The 15,971-nt window shown below is 71.8% G+C and carries 13 protein-coding genes and 3 tRNA genes; 6 read left to right on the forward strand and 10 right to left on the reverse strand.

Going from position 1 to position 15,971, the window contains the following annotated elements:
- Positions 1-48: 48 nt before the first annotated feature.
- The 3 genes from AMA02S_RS37355 to AMA02S_RS37365 all read right to left on the reverse strand — a co-directional run bounded on the left by AMA02S_RS37355 (position 49) and on the right by AMA02S_RS37365 (position 3,777).
- Positions 49-324 carry a hypothetical protein gene (locus AMA02S_RS37355; protein ID WP_067468995.1) on the reverse strand — a complete coding sequence of 92 codons (276 nt, stop codon included), beginning with the start codon at positions 322-324 and terminating at the stop codon, positions 49-51.
- A 145-nt stretch (positions 325-469) separates the two neighbouring features.
- Entirely contained in the window at positions 470-1,960 is a 1,491-nt protein-coding gene (locus AMA02S_RS37360; protein ID WP_067468998.1) for an LCP family protein, read from the reverse strand.
- A gap of 380 nt (positions 1,961-2,340) precedes the next feature.
- Positions 2,341-3,777 carry a GuaB1 family IMP dehydrogenase-related protein gene (locus AMA02S_RS37365; RefSeq protein ID WP_067469001.1) on the reverse strand — a complete coding sequence of 479 codons (1,437 nt, stop codon included), beginning with the start codon at positions 3,775-3,777 and terminating at the stop codon, positions 2,341-2,343.
- 705 nt (positions 3,778-4,482) lie between these two features.
- On the opposite strand from AMA02S_RS37365, the gene AMA02S_RS37370 reads away from it, so the two are divergent.
- Entirely contained in the window at positions 4,483-5,394 is a 912-nt protein-coding gene (locus AMA02S_RS37370) for an Lrp/AsnC family transcriptional regulator (RefSeq protein ID WP_067469004.1), read from the forward strand.
- 130 nt (positions 5,395-5,524) lie between these two features.
- Here AMA02S_RS37370 and AMA02S_RS37375 read toward each other — a convergent pair whose 3' ends face one another.
- From AMA02S_RS37375 to AMA02S_RS37395, 5 genes are all read right to left on the reverse strand, one after another.
- On the reverse strand, positions 5,525-7,123 hold the full coding sequence (locus tag AMA02S_RS37375) for a Na+/H+ antiporter (RefSeq protein WP_067469007.1): 1,599 nt from the start codon (positions 7,121-7,123) through the stop codon (positions 5,525-5,527).
- Positions 7,124-7,171: 48 nt separating this feature from the next.
- Complete coding sequence (locus AMA02S_RS37380; RefSeq protein WP_067469010.1) at positions 7,172-8,047, reverse strand: LysR family transcriptional regulator; 876 nt, start codon at positions 8,045-8,047, stop codon at positions 7,172-7,174.
- A gap of 75 nt (positions 8,048-8,122) precedes the next feature.
- Complete coding sequence (locus AMA02S_RS37385; protein ID WP_067469013.1) at positions 8,123-9,673, reverse strand: MFS transporter; 1,551 nt, start codon at positions 9,671-9,673, stop codon at positions 8,123-8,125.
- Positions 9,673-9,936 (reverse strand): ubiquitin carboxyl-terminal hydrolase 14, encoded by a 264-nt coding sequence (locus AMA02S_RS37390; protein ID WP_067469015.1) that lies wholly within the window; start codon positions 9,934-9,936, stop codon positions 9,673-9,675. The genes AMA02S_RS37385 and AMA02S_RS37390 overlap by 1 nt, the downstream gene beginning before the upstream one ends.
- Positions 9,937-9,988: 52 nt before the next feature.
- Positions 9,989-11,023 carry a GDP-mannose 4,6-dehydratase gene (locus AMA02S_RS37395; RefSeq protein WP_067469075.1) on the reverse strand — a complete coding sequence of 345 codons (1,035 nt, stop codon included), beginning with the start codon at positions 11,021-11,023 and terminating at the stop codon, positions 9,989-9,991.
- 240 nt (positions 11,024-11,263) lie between these two features.
- Between AMA02S_RS37395 and folP the strand changes: the two genes are divergently transcribed.
- Positions 11,264-12,103 (forward strand): dihydropteroate synthase, encoded by an 840-nt coding sequence (folP, locus tag AMA02S_RS37400; protein WP_067469078.1) that lies wholly within the window; start codon positions 11,264-11,266, stop codon positions 12,101-12,103.
- Positions 12,104-12,243: 140 nt separating this feature from the next.
- Here the strand turns inward: folP and AMA02S_RS37405 are convergent, their stop codons facing one another.
- Positions 12,244-12,801 carry a CGNR zinc finger domain-containing protein gene (locus tag AMA02S_RS37405; protein ID WP_067469018.1) on the reverse strand — a complete coding sequence of 186 codons (558 nt, stop codon included), beginning with the start codon at positions 12,799-12,801 and terminating at the stop codon, positions 12,244-12,246.
- Between the two features lie 300 nt (positions 12,802-13,101).
- Here AMA02S_RS37405 and AMA02S_RS37410 point away from each other — a divergent pair, with 300 nt between their 5' ends.
- Entirely contained in the window at positions 13,102-14,679 is a 1,578-nt protein-coding gene (locus AMA02S_RS37410; protein WP_067469021.1) for a Na+/H+ antiporter, read from the forward strand.
- A gap of 52 nt (positions 14,680-14,731) precedes the next feature.
- Here AMA02S_RS37410 and AMA02S_RS37415 read toward each other — a convergent pair whose 3' ends face one another.
- On the reverse strand, positions 14,732-15,304 hold the full coding sequence (locus tag AMA02S_RS37415; RefSeq protein WP_067469024.1) for a hypothetical protein: 573 nt from the start codon (positions 15,302-15,304) through the stop codon (positions 14,732-14,734).
- Positions 15,305-15,649: 345 nt separating this feature from the next.
- Here AMA02S_RS37415 and AMA02S_RS42515 point away from each other — a divergent pair.
- The 3 genes from AMA02S_RS42515 to AMA02S_RS37425 all read left to right on the forward strand — a co-directional run bounded on the left by AMA02S_RS42515 (position 15,650) and on the right by AMA02S_RS37425 (position 15,937).
- A tRNA-Trp gene (locus tag AMA02S_RS42515) sits at positions 15,650-15,721 on the forward strand.
- A gap of 15 nt (positions 15,722-15,736) precedes the next feature.
- A tRNA-Ala gene (locus tag AMA02S_RS37420) sits at positions 15,737-15,807 on the forward strand.
- A 45-nt stretch (positions 15,808-15,852) separates the two neighbouring features.
- Positions 15,853-15,937: transfer RNA gene (locus AMA02S_RS37425), tRNA-Ser, on the forward strand.
- Positions 15,938-15,971 lie beyond the last annotated feature (34 nt).

Below are 15,971 nucleotides of genomic sequence, written 5' to 3' on the forward strand. Positions count from 1 at the left end.
TCCCCCAATGATCCCCCCTCCGGGGACCGGGGATGACACCTCCGCCGGTCAGACGGCCCAGGTGACCTGGCGCAGGTCGCGCTCGACGGCGGCGGCCGCACGCTCGACCTCGCTGACAGGCGCGATACGGTCGGCCCACGACCAGTAGTACCAGCGGTCGCCGTGGCCGTCCCGCTCGCACAGGACCGTGCCGTGGCGGTCGGGCGAGGTCCGGTCGAGGACCTCCAGCCGTGGCCGGGGCCCGGTGACGAGCATCGTGAGGAACCCGTGGCCGGTGAGTGCCTGGCCGAGGTCGTCCAGGATGGAAAGATCCGTCTGCGCCATGGTCGTCGCCCCCTGTGCGGTTCGTGGCGTCAGTCTGTGTGACGCCCGCCACTGCTCCCGGGTTCGCCGGACGGACGGATTCGGCGGGATGAGCGGAGCGACGCGCCCGTGTGCAGCAGGTACGGCAGGTCATGGCCGGGAGCGGTCAGGACGGGCAGCTCGCCTCCAGCGACACCGGCTTGGTCTGCGGGTCGCGGGGCTTGGACGCACCTGGGCTCGGTGTGCCCTGCGCATTCGAACGGCCCCCGGTGGGGGAGGCGGACGGCGAGGCGCTCGGCGACGGGCTCGCCGAGCCCGGGTCGGTGCTGGTGGACTTGTCGGCCAGCTTGCGGATCAGCTCGAAGTCCGGGTTGCCGGTGCTGATCAGCGGCGGTACGAACGACAGGCTGTTGATCTGGGCGCCGTCCTTGACCTTGTTCGACAGCTTCATCAGCGCGGGCAGCAGTTCCTGCGGGATGTCGGTCGACAGGGTCCGCTTGGCGGCCGAGGCGAGCTTGTCGAACTTGGTCAGGACGGTCTGCGGGTCGGCCTGCCGCGCGATGGCCCGCATCAGGCACTTCTGCCGGCCCATCCGGACGTAGTCGTCGCTGTCGGTGCGGGACCGCCCGTACCAGAGGGCCTCCTTGCCCCCGAGCCGCCGCCTGCCGGGCTGGAGCACCGCACCCTCCAACCCGTACGGGATCGGCTGGGTGATCGAGACGGTGACGCCGCCCATGGCGTCGATGATGTCGGCGAAGCCGAACATGTCGACCAGGATGTAGTAGTCGACGCGGATGCCGAGGATCCCGGCGATCGTGGCCTTCAGCAGCTCAGGGCCGCGGTGGTTCTTGGCGACGCCGGGGACGATGTCGGGGTGCTCCTCGGCGTACTGGTAGACCTCGTTGAGCAGCCCGGGCGTCGCGGGACCGTCACCGGTGAAGCCGTAGGGGAAGCGGTCGCGGGCCGGGCCGGGGGGCAGCGGGAACCGCTCCAGGTTGCGCGGCAGGCTCAGCAGAACCGTGTCACCGGTCTTGGTGTCGACGCTGGCGACCGTCATGCTGTCGGTGCGCACGCCCTGCCGGTTCGCGGCGGCGTCGCCGCCGAGCAGCAGCACGTTGACGCGCCGCTCCCCGTTCCAGGGGTCGGAGGCGTCGATATGCCGGCCGTTCTCGCTGCCGCTGCGGAAGATGCTGGTCAGCGCGTCCCGGTACACGTAGGTGCTGTGCGCCGACCATGCCACCGGCACGGCGACGGCGAAGCACAGCACGGCGACGGACGCGCTGCCGAGGGCGCGGGCGCTCACCGACATCCCGTCGGGGCGCAGCACCTGGTAGGACCGGATGACGACCACGATCCACACCAGGCCGAGCGCCACGAGGCCGGCGGAGATCCGCTGCAGCGCGTCGGGCCGGACGGCGAGGTGGACGAGATCGGAGCGGTAGACGGTGAACGCGGTGCCGACCGCGGCGGCGATCAGCAGGTGGGCCGCGAGCAGCAGCCCCCCGGCGAGCCGGCGGCCGGTCGCCAGATGGGCCACTCCCCACAGCAGGGCGGACGCGAGCGTCAGCGCCAGCGCGAGGGGCAGACCCCCCGCCTCGTCGGAGGAACTCCCGGCGTCCTCCGCCGGGGCGGGCCGGCTCGCTGATCGACTCGACATGTACGCTCCGATTCCCCACCCGCGCGAACTCATCCAGCGGCTCAACATTATGGACGCGTGAAACCGGGCGAAGGTTGCGTGGAAGTCGACCGAATGCGAGCTTTTCGCCGCCTCACGTGCAGCTTCTTCCTAGAATATGCAATCTCGGTATGCGTTGGGGCGCCGACCCCGTCTTTCGGGCGGCGAGCCCTGCCAGGCGGGCGGTCCGGCCGTTCGGACAAGATCACCCCGTGCGGCGAATCGATGGGCGGTGACCTGGGCGACCCGCGCCCTTCCGGCCGACACGCCCCGCGCCGGGAGAGAACGCGGGGGAGATCGAAATTGACCGGATATTGGCACGCGAGGGCGTCCGCCGTCTCGGCGCCGGGACGGCGGCCGGGTCACCAGCTGGTGGCCAGCGGCATCCCCTCGGCATAGCCGGACGCGCTCTGGATCCCGACCGTCGCCCGCTCGTGGAACTCCTCCAGCGTCCGAGCGCCGGCGTAGGTGCAGGAGCTGCGCAGCCCCGCGACGATCGAGTCGATCAGGTCCTCCACACCGGGCCGCTGGGGGTCCAGGAACATCCGGGAGGTGGAGATGCCCTCCTCGAACAGCGCCTTGCGGGCCCGCTCGAACGGGGAGTCCTCGGCCGTCCGCAGCCGGACGGCGCGCGCCGAGGCCATCCCGAAGCTCTCCTTGTAGAGCCTGCCGTCGGCGGCCCGCTGGAGGTCGCCGGGCGACTCGTAGGTGCCGGCGAACCAGGAGCCGACCATCACGTTGGCGGCGCCGGCGGCCAGTGCCAGCGCCACGTCGCGGGGGTGCCGGACGCCGCCGTCGGCCCAGACGTGCCGGCCGAGCCGGCGGGCCTCGGCGGCGCACTCCAGCACGGCGGAGAACTGCGGGCGGCCGACGCCGGTCATCATCCGGGTCGTGCACATGGCGCCGGGGCCCACCCCGACCTTGACGATGTCGGCGCCGGCCTCGATCAACTCCCGGGTGCCCTCGGCGGTGACGACGTTCCCGGCCGCCACCGGGACGGACGGGCCCAGGCCCCGCACGGCGGCCAGGGCGCCGAGCATCTTGTCCTGGTGGCCGTGCGCGGTGTCGACGACGATCAGGTCGGCACCCGCCTCCAGCAGCGCCTCGGCCTTGCCCGCCACGTCGCCGTTCACGCCGACCGCCGCGGCGATGCGCAGCCGGTCCGCGCCGTCCACGGCGGGCTGGTAGAGGGTCGCGCGCAGCGCGCCGGTTCGGGTGAGGACGCCGGTGAGACGCCCGGCCGCGTCCACGACCGGGGCGAGCCGGTGGCCGCGCTCGTGCAGCCGGTTGAACGCCTCGCGCGGGTCCACCGCGTCCGGGAGGGTGACCAGGTCGCGGGACATGATGTCGCGAAGCTGGGCGAACCGGTCGACTCCCTGGCAGTCGGCCTCGGTGACCACACCGACCGGACGGTCGTCCTCGACGACGATCACGGCGTTGTGCGCGCGCTTCGGCAGCAGCGCCAGCGCCTCCCCGGCGGTGCTGGAGGGGTCGAGCCGGATGGCGGTGTCGACGACCAGGTCGCGGCGCTTCACCCAGCCGATGACCTCGGCGACGACCTCGGTCGGGATGTCCTGCGGCAGTACCGCGATCCCGCCGCGCCGCGCGACGGTCTCGGCCATCCGGCGACCGGACACGGCTGTCATGTTCGCCACGACCAGCGGCACGGTGGTTCCGCTGCCGTCGCGAGTGGACAGATCGACTTCCAGCCGCGACCCGACCGACGAGCGGCGGGGGACCATGAAGACGTCGTTGTAGGTGAGGTCGTGAGCGGAATGCTCACCGTTCAGCAGGCGCACGGCTGTACTACACACCAATCGCGGATAAAAGTGGCTGGGCCACCGTACATTGTGATCCATACCCGCCGATGCCTCCGCCAAGCCGAGGCGGGACCCGCTCGAACGGCCGCCGGGGCCTGTGCGCTGGGGTGATGACCCTGTGTCCCCGCGGCAGCCTTGAAAGATCCCCCGCGCTCCGTCCAGGCCCTCATGGCCGTAACGGCCGTGACTGGACGTGCAAGGCAGGAAAACAGTGCAACGTGAGGCTTAGCTCTCTGTAAAGTTACCTCTTGACGTAACTGCGCCCCCGATGCACTTTTCTTACATGTGCCTCACGCGAACGGCCGACCCGCCGTAGGGGCGTGACATCAGAACACCGGGAGAAGCGCATGCAGGCCACGCACTTGGACCCGGTCAGCCGCGCTCGTGCGCGCCGCGGGCCGCCCGCCCCGCGAGGTGATCCCCGAAGTGATCACTGCCACCACGCTCGCCCGCCGCCCGGCGCGCCGCCGCGCCGGGCGCGGTGCGTGGCCCGGCAGCGTTGCGCTCTCGTGGTGGTTTACCCGGCGTCGAAAACGTCGCCGCCGGAACCGGAAACCGACGCTTCGACGGTCTCCGGGCAGGACGAACACGGGCAAGATCAATATTTAACGTCAGACCGTCCTGAAATGGAATGATCTTGCAGTTGCTGGCAAAACGATTCATCACATGTCGAGGAGGACAGCCGTGCTGGATGCGGTCGACGCCGTGCTCGTCCGCGAGCTCCAGCGGGATGGCAGGGCGACGTTCCAGGCGCTCGCCGACCGCGTCGGGCTTTCCCGCACGGCCGTGCGGGCACGGGTGCAGAACCTTCTCGAGACACAAGTCGTCCGCGTCGTCGGCATCGTGCACGCCGCCGTCGTCGGCGCGGAGGCGATCGGGCACGTCTCGATCACCGTGGACGGTTCGGCCCGGGAGGTGGCCGCGGCGATCGCCGAGCATCCGGCCGTCAGCTTCACCGCGCTGACCGCGGGCCCGTACGACCTGGTCGTGCAGGTGCGCACCCGCGATGACTCGGCCCTCGCCGCCGAAGTGGACCACATCAGGTCCATCGACGGTGTGCGGACGGCGGAGGTGTTCCGTTCGGTCTCCACCGTGCGCGACACGCACGCGGTGGTTCGGGAGCTCGGCGAGGTCACCCTCGACGACATCGACTGGCGGCTCCTCCAGGAGTTGCAGCGCGACGGACGCGCGCCCTACACGCGGCTCGCGCACATCATCGGGCTGTCGCAGGCGGCCACCCGGGCGCGGGTGGTCCGGCTGATGCGCACCGGCGTCATCCAGGTCACCGGGCTCGCCGATCCGCTGGCGCTCGGCGCCGCCGAGCTCGGCGGTTTCGGCCTGGTGGTGACCGGTGGGCTGCGCAAGGTCGCAGAGGAGGTGGCCGCGCAGGAAGGCGTCCGCTACCTGGCGACCGGCTTCGGCCGCTACGACATCGTCGGGCAGGCCGAGGCGGCGTCCCGTGCGGAGCTGGTCGCGGTGCTGGACGCCATCCGCGCCGTGCCCGGTGTGACGGTGAGGGAGTCCTGGCACCACCTGGACGTGGTGAAGGAGTCCTACGCCGTGGAACTCCCCGAAAGGCCCCAGAACGGCGCTTGAGAGGGCTTCCCGGCCACGGTGCACGCCGTGGCCGGGACAGCGGGCCGGCCCCGGCGGCCCGCCACTTCGGCCTGCCCGCGCCGGGGCGACCCGCCGGGCGTTGCTCGGGCCGCATCGTCTCGACGATCCGCTAGTCGCGGATGAGCGCGACCTCTTCCAGGTCCAGTTCGTGCAGGACGCGGTTCAGAACCTCGTCGTCGATACGACGCTCGTCCCGCATGCGGACGAACACCCGCCGCTCCGCCGCCAGCATCTCTCGCCGCAGCCGCCGGTACGTCGCCGTCGGTACCTCCTCGCCGGCCGGTCCCGTCCCTCCGCCGAGCCGCTCCCAGGCCCGCAGCTGCCGGTGCTCGGCGAGCTGACGCAGCCGGTCCACGACCGCCGCGTCCAGTTCCTCCTCGGCGTCCAACTCCTCCAGCCGGTCCAGCGCGGCCCTGGCGGCGGCGTGCTGCGCGCCGGCCTCGGCCACGGTGTCGGCGTAGCGCTCCTGGGCACTGCCGACGCGCAGCGCCCGGATCAGCGCCGGGAACGTCAACCCCTGCACCAGCAGCGTCGCGAGGACGGTCGTGAACGTCAGGAACAGGATGAGGTCGCGGCCGGGGAACGGCTCGCCGTCCGAGGTCACGAACGGGATCGCGAACGCCGCCGCCAGTGACACCACCCCGCGCATCCCCGCCCACGACACCACGACGCGCCCGCGCCAGCCGACGTCGGCCTCCCGCTCCCGGACCCGTCGTGACAGCCACCGCGGGATGGCGGAGGCGGGGAACACCCACACGAACCGCGCGGCGACGGTCACCGCGAACACCGCCACCGCCCAGCCCGCCAGGTCCACCGGGTCGTGCCCGGACAGGCCGTCGATCATCGGCGGCAGCTGCAACCCGATCAGCAGGAACACCACCGTCTCCAGGACGAAGACCATGACCTTCCAGAACGAGTGCCCGATCAGCCGCGTCACCGCCGGCGACTCGGTGAACCGGTGGCCGAGGTACAACCCGGCGACCACCACCGCGATCACTCCGGACGCGTGCACGGTCTCGGCGATGAGGTAGGCCGCGAACGGTGCCACCAGCGCCACCCCGTTCTCCACGAGCGGGTCGTCCAGCCGGGTGCGCAGCCAGTGCAGCGGCGGGCCGATCAGCATCCCCACCGCCGCGCCCGCCACGGCCGCGAACAGGAACCGCAGCACCCCGTCCGTGAGGGTGAACCCGGCGCCCGTCGCCGCGATGACCGCGACCCGGAACGCCGTGAGCGCCGTCGCGTCGTTGAACAGGCTCTCCCCGACCAGCACCGTCACCGTCCGGCGCGGCAGCCCGAGCCGCTGCGCGACGCTCACCGCCGCGACCGCGTCCGGCGGCGCCACGATCGCGCCGAGCACGAACGCCGCCGACAACGGCAGCCCCGGCACCAGCATCGACGCCGTGTACCCGACGGCGAACGTGGTGAACAGCACGAGCCCCACCGACAGCAGCGATATCGACCGGACGTTCTCGCGCAGGTTGTAGTACGAGCTCTGCCACGCCGCGGAGAAGAGCAACGGTGGCAGGAACACATACAGCACGAACTCGGGGTTGAGCTCGAACTCCGGGACGCCCGGGACGAACGAGAACAGCAGACCGGCGATCACCAGGACCAGCGGCGCCGACAGCCCGAGCCGCCGTGCGCCGGCGGCCACGATCAGGGCGCTGACCGGTACGGCGAGCAGCCAGAGCGCGTGCGTCGTCTCCATCCGCCAGATGATTCCAGCTTTCCCCGGAAGCCGGTCACGGCGGGCCGGTCAGTGGTGGTCGCGGGCGGTCTCCTTGGCGAATGCGAGGAAGTCGCGGGCGGCGGGGGGAAGCTGCCGGTGCGCGTGCACGAAGCCGATCATGCGCGTGATCGGCGGCATGAACGAGCGGACGACCACGCCCTCGGTGTCGTCCAGCTGGTTGCGGTACCACAGCAGCGAGCCCATACCGGCGCGCACCCAGCCCAGCCAGGACCCGCGCTCGTCGGACTCCACCGCGGCCACGGGCGTCGCGCCGATCCGCCGCAGCATCCCGTCGATCTCGGCGCGGCGGGCGCTGCCCCGCGCGGGCAGGACGAGCCGCATGCCGTCCAACGCCGTCGGCGGCACGGGCTCGCGCACCCGCAGCGCGGGCGGTGAGATCAGCACCACCTCGCGCTGCTCGAACGGGTGCGCCGCCATGTCGCCGGGCACCGGCAGCTCGGCGAGCGCGAGGTCGGCGCGGCCGGCGCGGACCGCCGCCGCGACCTGGTCGCGGTCCTCGCAGCGCACCACCCGGATCCGGACGGCGGGCTGGTCGCGGGCGAAGCGGGGAATGAGCCGGCCGGTCAGCTCGGGCTCCAGGGACGTGGTGGTGGCGATGCGCAGCTCCGCGCCGGGCCTCCCGTTGGCGCGCGCGACCGACAGGCCCTCGATCGCGTCGACGGCCTCCAGCGCGACGCGCGCCTGCTGGACGACCTGCTCGCCGACCGAGGTCAGGACGACGCCGCGCCCCGAGCGCGCGAACAGTTCGACGCCGAGTTCGCGCTCCAGCTCCCGGACGGCCCGCGACAACGCGGGCTGGGCGACATAGAGCGCCTGGGCCGCCGACGTCATCGTGCCGTGGTCGGCGGTCGCCACGACGTAGCGCAGCTGCCGCAGATTCATGCCCCGACCGTATGCCAAGGCGCCGATCCGGTCCTGGACATAGCCGGATTCGGACCAAGATTCGCGCTCGGCCCGTTACACGGCGTCCCTCCCGGCGGCGGGAACGGTCTCCGGTTCGGGCTGCAACTGGGGCGCGCCGATGCCGCACTGCCTCCTGCACTGCGGCTCCCGGCGCTCGCCCGCCGGGCCGCGCAACGCATCGTCGCGGACGGTGAGGAAGCTCAGGACTGCCCCCGCGCCCAGGAGCGCCGCGCAGCTCGTCATCGCCAGCCGGAACCCGTCGGAGAACACGGCGGGGTTGGTGTAGGCGTCGCCGGTCAGGCCGGTGAGCGGCGGGATCGCCGCCACCGCCAGCAGCCCCGCGGCCCGCGCGACCGCGTTGTTGATGCCGCTGGCGACGCCCGCATGCCGCTCGTCGGCGGTGGCGAGGACGGTGGCGGTCAGCGGCGCGACCACCGCCGAGAGGCCCAGCCCGAACACGGCCACGGCCGGCAGGACGTCGGTCGTGTACGAGGCGCCCGCGCCGATCCGCCCGACGAGGAGCATTCCCACGCCCGCGACGACCAGCCCGACGGTCATCGGCAGCCGGGGACCGATCTTCTGGGCGAGCGCGCCCGCCCGCGCCGACAGCAGCAGCATCAGGACCGTCACGGGCAGCAGCGCCGTTCCCGCCGCGATCGGCGAGAACCCCCCGACCACCTGGAGGTTGAGGACGAACAGGAAGAACAGCACGCCCATCCCGCCGTACACGACGAACGTCACGACGTTGACGGCGGAGAACTGGCGGGAGGCGAACACCTCCAGCGGCAGCATCGGACGCGGCACCTCGCCGCGGGACCGGACGCCCGGCAGGTTCCGGCCGCGCCCTCGGGCACGCTCCACCAGCACGAACACGACGGCACCGAAAAGGCCCGCCGCGCCCGCGGACACGATGACCGCCGGCGCTGCACCGCCGCCGGGCGCCTCGGTCAGCGCGTAGGTCGTCCCGGCCAGGGCGAGCGCGGCCAGCGCCGCGCCCAACACGTCGAAGCGGCCTCGGGCGTCGGGGTCGACGCTCTCGGGGACGTGCCGCACCGCCACCAGGACCACGACCACCACGAGCGGGACGTTGAGCAGGAACACCCAGCGCCAGCCCGCCGCCTCCACCAGCCAGCCGCCCGCGAACGGCCCGACCGCCCCCGCGACGCCGCCGAGCCCCGACCAGGCGCCGACCGCGCGGGGCCGGTCGTCGGAGACGAAGGACGCCTGGATGATCGCCAGCGAGCCCGGTGTCAGCAGCGCGCCGCCGACGCCCTGCAACGCCCGCGACACCACCAGCATCCCGACATCCTGCGCCGCACCGCACAGCACCGAGGCCACCGCGAACCACACCACCCCGATGAGGAAGATCCGGCGCCGTCCGTACCGGTCGCCCAGCGATCCGCCGAGCAGGATGAACCCGGCGAGCGTCAGCGTGTAGGCGTTCACCGTCCACTGCAGGCCGGCCATGTCGGCGTCCAGGTCGCGGGCAATCCTCGGCAGTGCCACGTTCACGACGGTGGCGTCGAGCATCGCCACGCTCGATCCCAGCACCGTCGCCAGCAGGATCCAGCGCCCCGGTCCGGTACCCAGCCGGACGTCCGGCATCAGACGATCAGTTCGTCGACGAAACACCACCGCCAGTCCTCGCCCGGCTCGAACGACCGGACGATCGGGTGGCCCTCCTTCCCGAAGTGCCGGGTTGCGTGCCGCTGGGGCGAGGAATCGCAGCAGCCGACGTGTCCGCAGCTCAGACACAGCCGCAGGTGCACCCACCGGGTGCCCTCCGCCAGGCACTCCTCGCATCCCTGCGGGGTGTTCGGAGACGGGTCCTGCGCCGGGACGAACCGTACATGCTCACAGGTAGCCATGGCAGCATCGTCGCACGCCACCGGCCCTTCGATCACGGACGCCGGGCGGAGATCACCAGTGGTCGGGAGCGAACGGCTCGTCCTCGGGGCGCGCGGACTCCGACAGCAGCCGCAGATCCGACTCGACCATCATCGTCACCAGGCCCTCGAAGGTCACCTCGGGCTCCCAGCCGAGCTGCTCGCGCGCCTTCTTCGGGTCGGCGCACAGCAGGTCGACCTCGGCCGGGCGGGTGTACCGGGCGTCCAGGACGACGTGCTCCTCCCAGTCCAGGCCCGCCGTACGGAACGCGAAGTCCACCAGTTCCCGGACCGACTGCGTCTGCCCGGTTCCGATGACGTAGTCCTCCGGCGCGTCCTGCGCCAGCATGAGCCGCATCGCGCGGGCGTAGTCGCCGGCGTAGCCCCAGTCGCGCCGCGCCTCCAGGTTGCCGAGCCGCAACTCGCTCGCCACCCCCAGTTTGATGCGCGCCACGCCGAGCGACACCTTCCGGGTGACGAACTCCGCGCCGCGGCGCGGCGACTCGTGGTTGAACAGGATCCCGCTCACCGCGAACATCCCGTAGGACTCGCGGTAGTTCTGCGTGATGTAGTGCCCGTAGCTCTTGGCGACGCCGTACGGGCTGCGGGGGTGGAACGGCGTCTTCTCGTTCTGCGGCGTCTCCCGGACCATCCCGAACATCTCCGAGGAGGACGCCTGGTAGAAGCGGATCTGCCCGCCCCCAGGGGTCCGGGACGGGCTGATGCCCGACACCACGCGGATCGCCTCCAGGGTCCGCAGTACGCCCATCCCGGTCACCTCGGCGGTCAGCTCCGCCTGCTGCCACGACATGGGGACGTAGGAGATCGCGCCGAGGTTGTAGACCTCGTCCGGCTGGACCCGCTCCACCGCCGAGATCAGGCTGCCCTGGTCCAGCAGGTCCCCGGTGGTGATCTGGACGTCGCCGATGTGCTTGCGCAGCCGGGACACGTGCGGATTCGCCTGCCCGCGCACCAGACCCCACACCTCGTACCCCTGCTCAAGCAGATGCTCGGCCAGGTACGAGCCGTCCTGCCCGGTGATGCCGGTGATGAGTGCTCGCCTGGACAGCGGATCCTCCATGGCCGAAGGGAACAGACGCGTGACCGCCACGGGAAGAATCCCGCGGCGAGCGTGGCTTATGAGGTTAGCGACCCCCTTGCGATGCTGACGAGGGAGGGCGTCGTTTGAACCGAATTTGCTTCTGGTTCATGCCGGCGGTCCGTCCGCGCAGGTGCGCGGGGCCCGTCACATGGCGCGGGGCCGGTCACGTGGCGCGGGGTGCCCTCCCTGTGCCACGGTGTGATCACCATGAGCGATCCACACCTGGCCCCGCTGCGGCTGAACGGGCGCGAGATCGGTCCCCGGGCCATCATGGCGGTGGTGAACCGCACGCCCGACTCCTTCTTCGACAAGGGCGCCACCTACGCCTTCGACGCGGCCCTGGACGCCGCTGGACGGGCCGTCGAGGACGGCGCCGACATCATCGACATCGGCGGTGTCAAGGCCGGGCCCGGCGAGGACGTCGGCGTCGCCGAGGAACTGCGGCGCGTGGTGGACCTCGTCGCCGCCGTCCGCGACCGGTATCCCACCGTGGTGATCAGCGTCGACACCTGGCGGGCCGAGGTCGGCGAGGCCGTCGCGCGGGCGGGTGCGGACCTGCTGAACGACACCTGGGGCGGTCCCGACCCACGCCTCGCCGAGGTCGCCGCCGCGCACGGGATCGGGCTGGTCTGCTCGCACGCCGGCGCCCTGGACCCGCGCACCCGACCGCACCGGATCGGCTACGGCGACGTCATGGCGGACGTGATCGGCCATGTCACCGCCGAGGCCGAGCGCGCCGTGGCGCTCGGGGTGCGCCGCGACGCGATCCTCATCGACCCCGCCCACGACTTCGGCAAGAACACCCGCCACTCGCTGGAGATCAGCCGCCGGCTCGGCGAGATGACCGCGACCGGATGGCCGGTATTGGTCGCGGTATCCAACAAGGACTTCATCGGGGAGACCCTCGGCAGACCCGTCGACAAGCGCGGCGCCGGCACCCTGGCCGTCCTGGGCGTCTCCGCCTGGCTGGGCGCCCGCGTCTTCCGCGTTCACGACGTCCCCGCGGCCCGCAGCGCCCTGACCGCCGTCCAGGCCCTGACCCCCTGAATCGACATGCACGGACCGGTTGAGCATCGGCTGCCTGCCATCTGACGGACGCAACGACCGCACGTTCACGTGATGCCGCGCTCGCCCAAGCGCGGTCAGAGGGCGCGCCGCCAGGCGAGCCCCCCTGGGCCGGGATTGGGTTAGTGCGCAGCCTCTCGCTGGCGGGCGCGGTAGGCGGCCACGTGCATGCGGTTGCCGCAGGTGCGGCTGTCGCAGTAGCGGCGGCAGCGGTTGCGCGACAGGTCCACCAGGACGCGCGAGCAGTCCGGCGCCTCGCAGGTGCGCAGCCGGTCGAGCTCGCCCGCGGCCACCACGTACGCCAGCGCCATGCCGCAGTCGGCCGCCAGGTGCTCGCCCATCGGCGCACCGGGCGCGAAGAAGTGCACGTGCCAGTCGTAGCCGTCGTGATCGGTCAGGTGCGGGGTGGCGCGAACGCCGCCGATCACTTCGTTGACGAGCCGCACCGCGGTCGGCACATCGGTGGCGCGGAACACGGCGTGGAACTGGTCGCGCAGCCTCCTGGCCTGGGCCACGTCGGCCTCGGTGAGGTCGGGCACGTCGCTGAAGGCGTTGCGCCCGATGAACGCGCGCAGGCCGGGCAGCCCGTCGAGCTCCTCCGCGCCAGACGCCGCGGCACTGGTGTTGATCAGGTCGACGACGACGGCGAGCGCGTGCTCGGTGTCATGAGTGAAGATCACGATGACTCCAGTCTCGGGGGACCGGGGCCTCTGGCTCCAGGGGTTCCACCCCCAGACCCCCGGCGCGGTACGGGGGTCGTACGCCCGGCGTCGTCGCCGGGACCGGAACGCGGCCCGGCCTCAACCATATGACGGCGGAGCACCTCGTCCGCGCAGGGTTCGCACTGAGACCTCCGGCGAGCCGCGCCCCGCGGTCCCGCCGTCGCTCGCCAGCGGGCCGGCGTGCGCCCTGCCGGAACGTTCCAGCAGCGGTTGCGGGCGCGCGCGAGTACCCCGCGGCGTTCGGGACATGATCACGCCGTGGGGGAGGACCGGCTCTTCATCGTCTTCCTGGTCGTCGCCGTGGTGGTGCTGCTGGCCCGCGCGCTCGCCGGGCGGCTGCGCGTGCCCGACGCGATCCTGCTCGTCCTGCTCGGCATGGCGGCGGGTTTCGTGCCCGCGCTGCCCGAGGTGGTGGTCTCGCCCGACCTGGTGCTGTTCGGTTTCCTGCCGCCGCTGGTCTACCACGCCGCGTTCTTCACCGCGCCCCGTGAGGCCCGCGCCGACATCGTGCCCATCGTCACCCTGGCGTTCGGGCTCACCACCGTCACCACGGTCGCGGTCGCGGGGACGGTGCACGCCCTGCTGCCCGGGCTCGGCTGGGCCGCCGCGCTGGCATTCGGCGCGGCCGTTTCGCCCACCGACCCGGTGGCCGCGACGTCGGTGATGCAGCGGCTCGGTGCGCCGCCCCGGATGGTCACGATCCTGGAGGGCGAGAGCCTCATCAACGACGGCGCGGCGCTGACCATATTCGGCCTCGCGGCCGAGGCGCTCGGCACCGGCTTCACACCTGCCGAGGGCGCCGGACGGGTCGTCCAGGTCGTCGCCGGGGGAGTGGCGTACGGGCTGGTGCTCGGGATCGTGATCCGCCGGGTACGGCGCTCCATCAAGGACCCGGTCAGCCAGATCATCGTCTCGCTCGTCACGCCGTACCTGGCGTTCATCCCGGCGGAGAACCTGGGCGCGTCCGGTGTGCTGGCGACCGTCGTCGCGGGGTTCTCCATCGGCACGCATGGCGAGGGGGTGCTGCAGCCCGCGTCCCGGCTGGTCGGCAACGCGTTCTGGCAGATTCTGACGTTCCTGCTGGAGTCCGCGCTGTTCGTCCTGCTCGGCCTGGAGATCAGGGAGGTGCTCCGCGAGCCCGGCGGGCATACCTGGGGCGAGGTGGCGCTGACCACGCTCGCGGTGTCGGCCGTGGTGATCGGCGTCCGGCTGCTGTGGCAGCTCGGCAGCGGGCCGCTCGCGGCCGCGGTGCCCGGCGGGCGGCGCAGCCAGGAGGGGCCCGGGTGGCGGCAGCGCACCGTGATCGGCCTCGGCGGGATGCGCGGTGCGATCTCGCTCGCCATCGCGCTGTCGCTGCCCGCCGCCGTCGGCGCCGAGCGCGGCGTGCTCATCCTGCTCACCGCACTGGTGGTGCTGATCACCTTTATCGGCCAGGCGCCGCTGCTGCCGGTCCTGCTGCGCGGGCTCGGCCTGATCGAGTCCGAGCTGCGCCGCCGGGAGGCGATGATCGCGCGCAAGGCAGGGCTCCAGGCCGCGCTGGCCCGGCTGGATGAGCTGGCCGAGGACGACGAGGTGGACGAGCAGACCGCCGAGGCGTTCCGCCAGCTGCTGGAGATCCGGCTGGATCGCCTCCGGTACTTCCTGAACAGGGAGGACACCGATGAGCAGTCGCGCCCGCCCAACACCCGGCACGTCCGCTCCGAGCTGGTCCGTGTCCAGCGCGCGAAGCTGGCCTCCCTCTACGAGCGAGGACGGATCGGCGCCGAGACGCTGCGCGAGATCAGCCGCGAACTCGACTTCGAGGACCCGGTCGTGATCAAAAAGGCGGGCTCGTAGCCGCCGCCGGTGCCGCCGGGCGTCACCCGGCGGCGGTTCGGTCAGCGTACGGTCAGCGGGCGTAGTGCGGGTCGGCGACGACGGGGTAGAACGCGTCCGCGTGCTGAACGCGCATCGTCACGATCGTGCCTTCCAGCGCGTAGTCGGCCTTCACCTGCCGGAACATCGCGTCGCTCGCCCACGGGTTGTAGAGCCGGCCGACGGTCGCGCCGTAGCGCAGGTGGACGACGTCGTAGCCCCCGGAGGGCATCGCCTCCAGCGCCAGGCCGTCGGGGAGGGAGAGCGCGAAGCGAAACTCCGAGGGCGCGTCGGGCCCGTGGATGATCGTCAGCAGCCGGACCCCGTTGTCGGTCGTCTGCGCGACGATGTCGGTGTCGAGGTCCACGCCGACGAACACCCGCAGGCTGGGCCGCAGCACCTGGGCGACCTTGTCGGACGCCGCGACGTCGATGCCCACGTGCAGGCGCTGCCCGTCCTTGGTGGGCACCCAGACGCCGTCCCGGGCGCGCTGTCCCCACGCGACGTCCGGGTTCTCCAGCTCCTGAGGCTCGTTCTTGCCCCGTGCGACGAGAATCCTTGAGGCCGCGTTCATCGCCGCGGCAGCCCCATCCCGTGCATGCCTCATGGCGGGCCCCCTCGCCTTCTTTCTTCACTCACGTGACATCACGCTTGTCTCGGGTTTACCACGGGATGGTCCGGCAGGACGCCACTTGGCCTGCAGTCGGTGGGATCGTGACGTTCGCCCCGTGCGTCGTTGGACCTTACACCACCCTTATACGCGCCGGTCGGGCGGCTATGGAACGCGCCGAGACACGGATGATAAGAGGGCGATCAATGACGCCGGGCCCGCACTATCTGCGACTCGAACCTTCCGCAGAGTGACCGTGGGTTTCGGCATGCTGACGGAAAATCCTTTGCGTGAGGTCCTGCGGTCACCCCATCCTTGACCATGTCGGGAACGAAGGTTCGAAGGGGTGAGCCACCGGTTAGGCGGCTGGTCTCCAAAACCAGCGGAAAGGGGGTTCGACTCCCTCCACCCCTGCTGGAAGTGATCGACGGGCTTGTGGTGTAACGGAAGCACACTTCCCTTGCAAGGAAGCGATCAGGGTTCGACTCCCTGCTGGTCCACGTGGGCGGCACCGGCCGCCGGTCGGGCGCCCCCGGCGTTGTTGAGGAGGGTTGGCCGAACGGTAAGGCAGCAGTTTCGAAAACTGACGTCGAGGTGAAACTCGAAGGGGTTCGACTCCCTTACCCTCCGCAGACGCCGGGCCGGCAAAAGGACCGGTGGAAAT

The sequence above is a fragment of the Actinomadura macra NBRC 14102 genome, assembly GCF_001552215.1.
GTDB classification, from domain to species: Bacteria; Actinomycetota; Actinomycetes; order Streptosporangiales; family Streptosporangiaceae; genus Spirillospora; species Spirillospora macra.

Coding starts and splice junctions, on each gene's coding strand:
- AMA02S_RS37360 (WP_067468998.1), bottom strand. CDS start 1,960: ATGTCGAGTCGATCAGCGAGCCGGCCCGCCCCGGCGGAGGACGCCGGG.
- AMA02S_RS37380 (WP_067469010.1), bottom strand. CDS start 8,047: ATGAATCTGCGGCAGCTGCGCTACGTCGTGGCGACCGCCGACCACGGC.
- AMA02S_RS37375 (WP_067469007.1), bottom strand. CDS start 7,123: ATGGAGACGACGCACGCGCTCTGGCTGCTCGCCGTACCGGTCAGCGCC.
- AMA02S_RS37390 (WP_067469015.1), bottom strand. CDS start 9,936: ATGGCTACCTGTGAGCATGTACGGTTCGTCCCGGCGCAGGACCCGTCT.
- AMA02S_RS37415 (WP_067469024.1), bottom strand. CDS start 15,304: ATGAGGCATGCACGGGATGGGGCTGCCGCGGCGATGAACGCGGCCTCA.
- AMA02S_RS37385 (WP_067469013.1), bottom strand. CDS start 9,673: ATGCCGGACGTCCGGCTGGGTACCGGACCGGGGCGCTGGATCCTGCTG.
- folP (WP_067469078.1), top strand. CDS start 11,264: ATGAGCGATCCACACCTGGCCCCGCTGCGGCTGAACGGGCGCGAGATC.
- AMA02S_RS37355 (WP_067468995.1), bottom strand. CDS start 324: ATGGCGCAGACGGATCTTTCCATCCTGGACGACCTCGGCCAGGCACTC.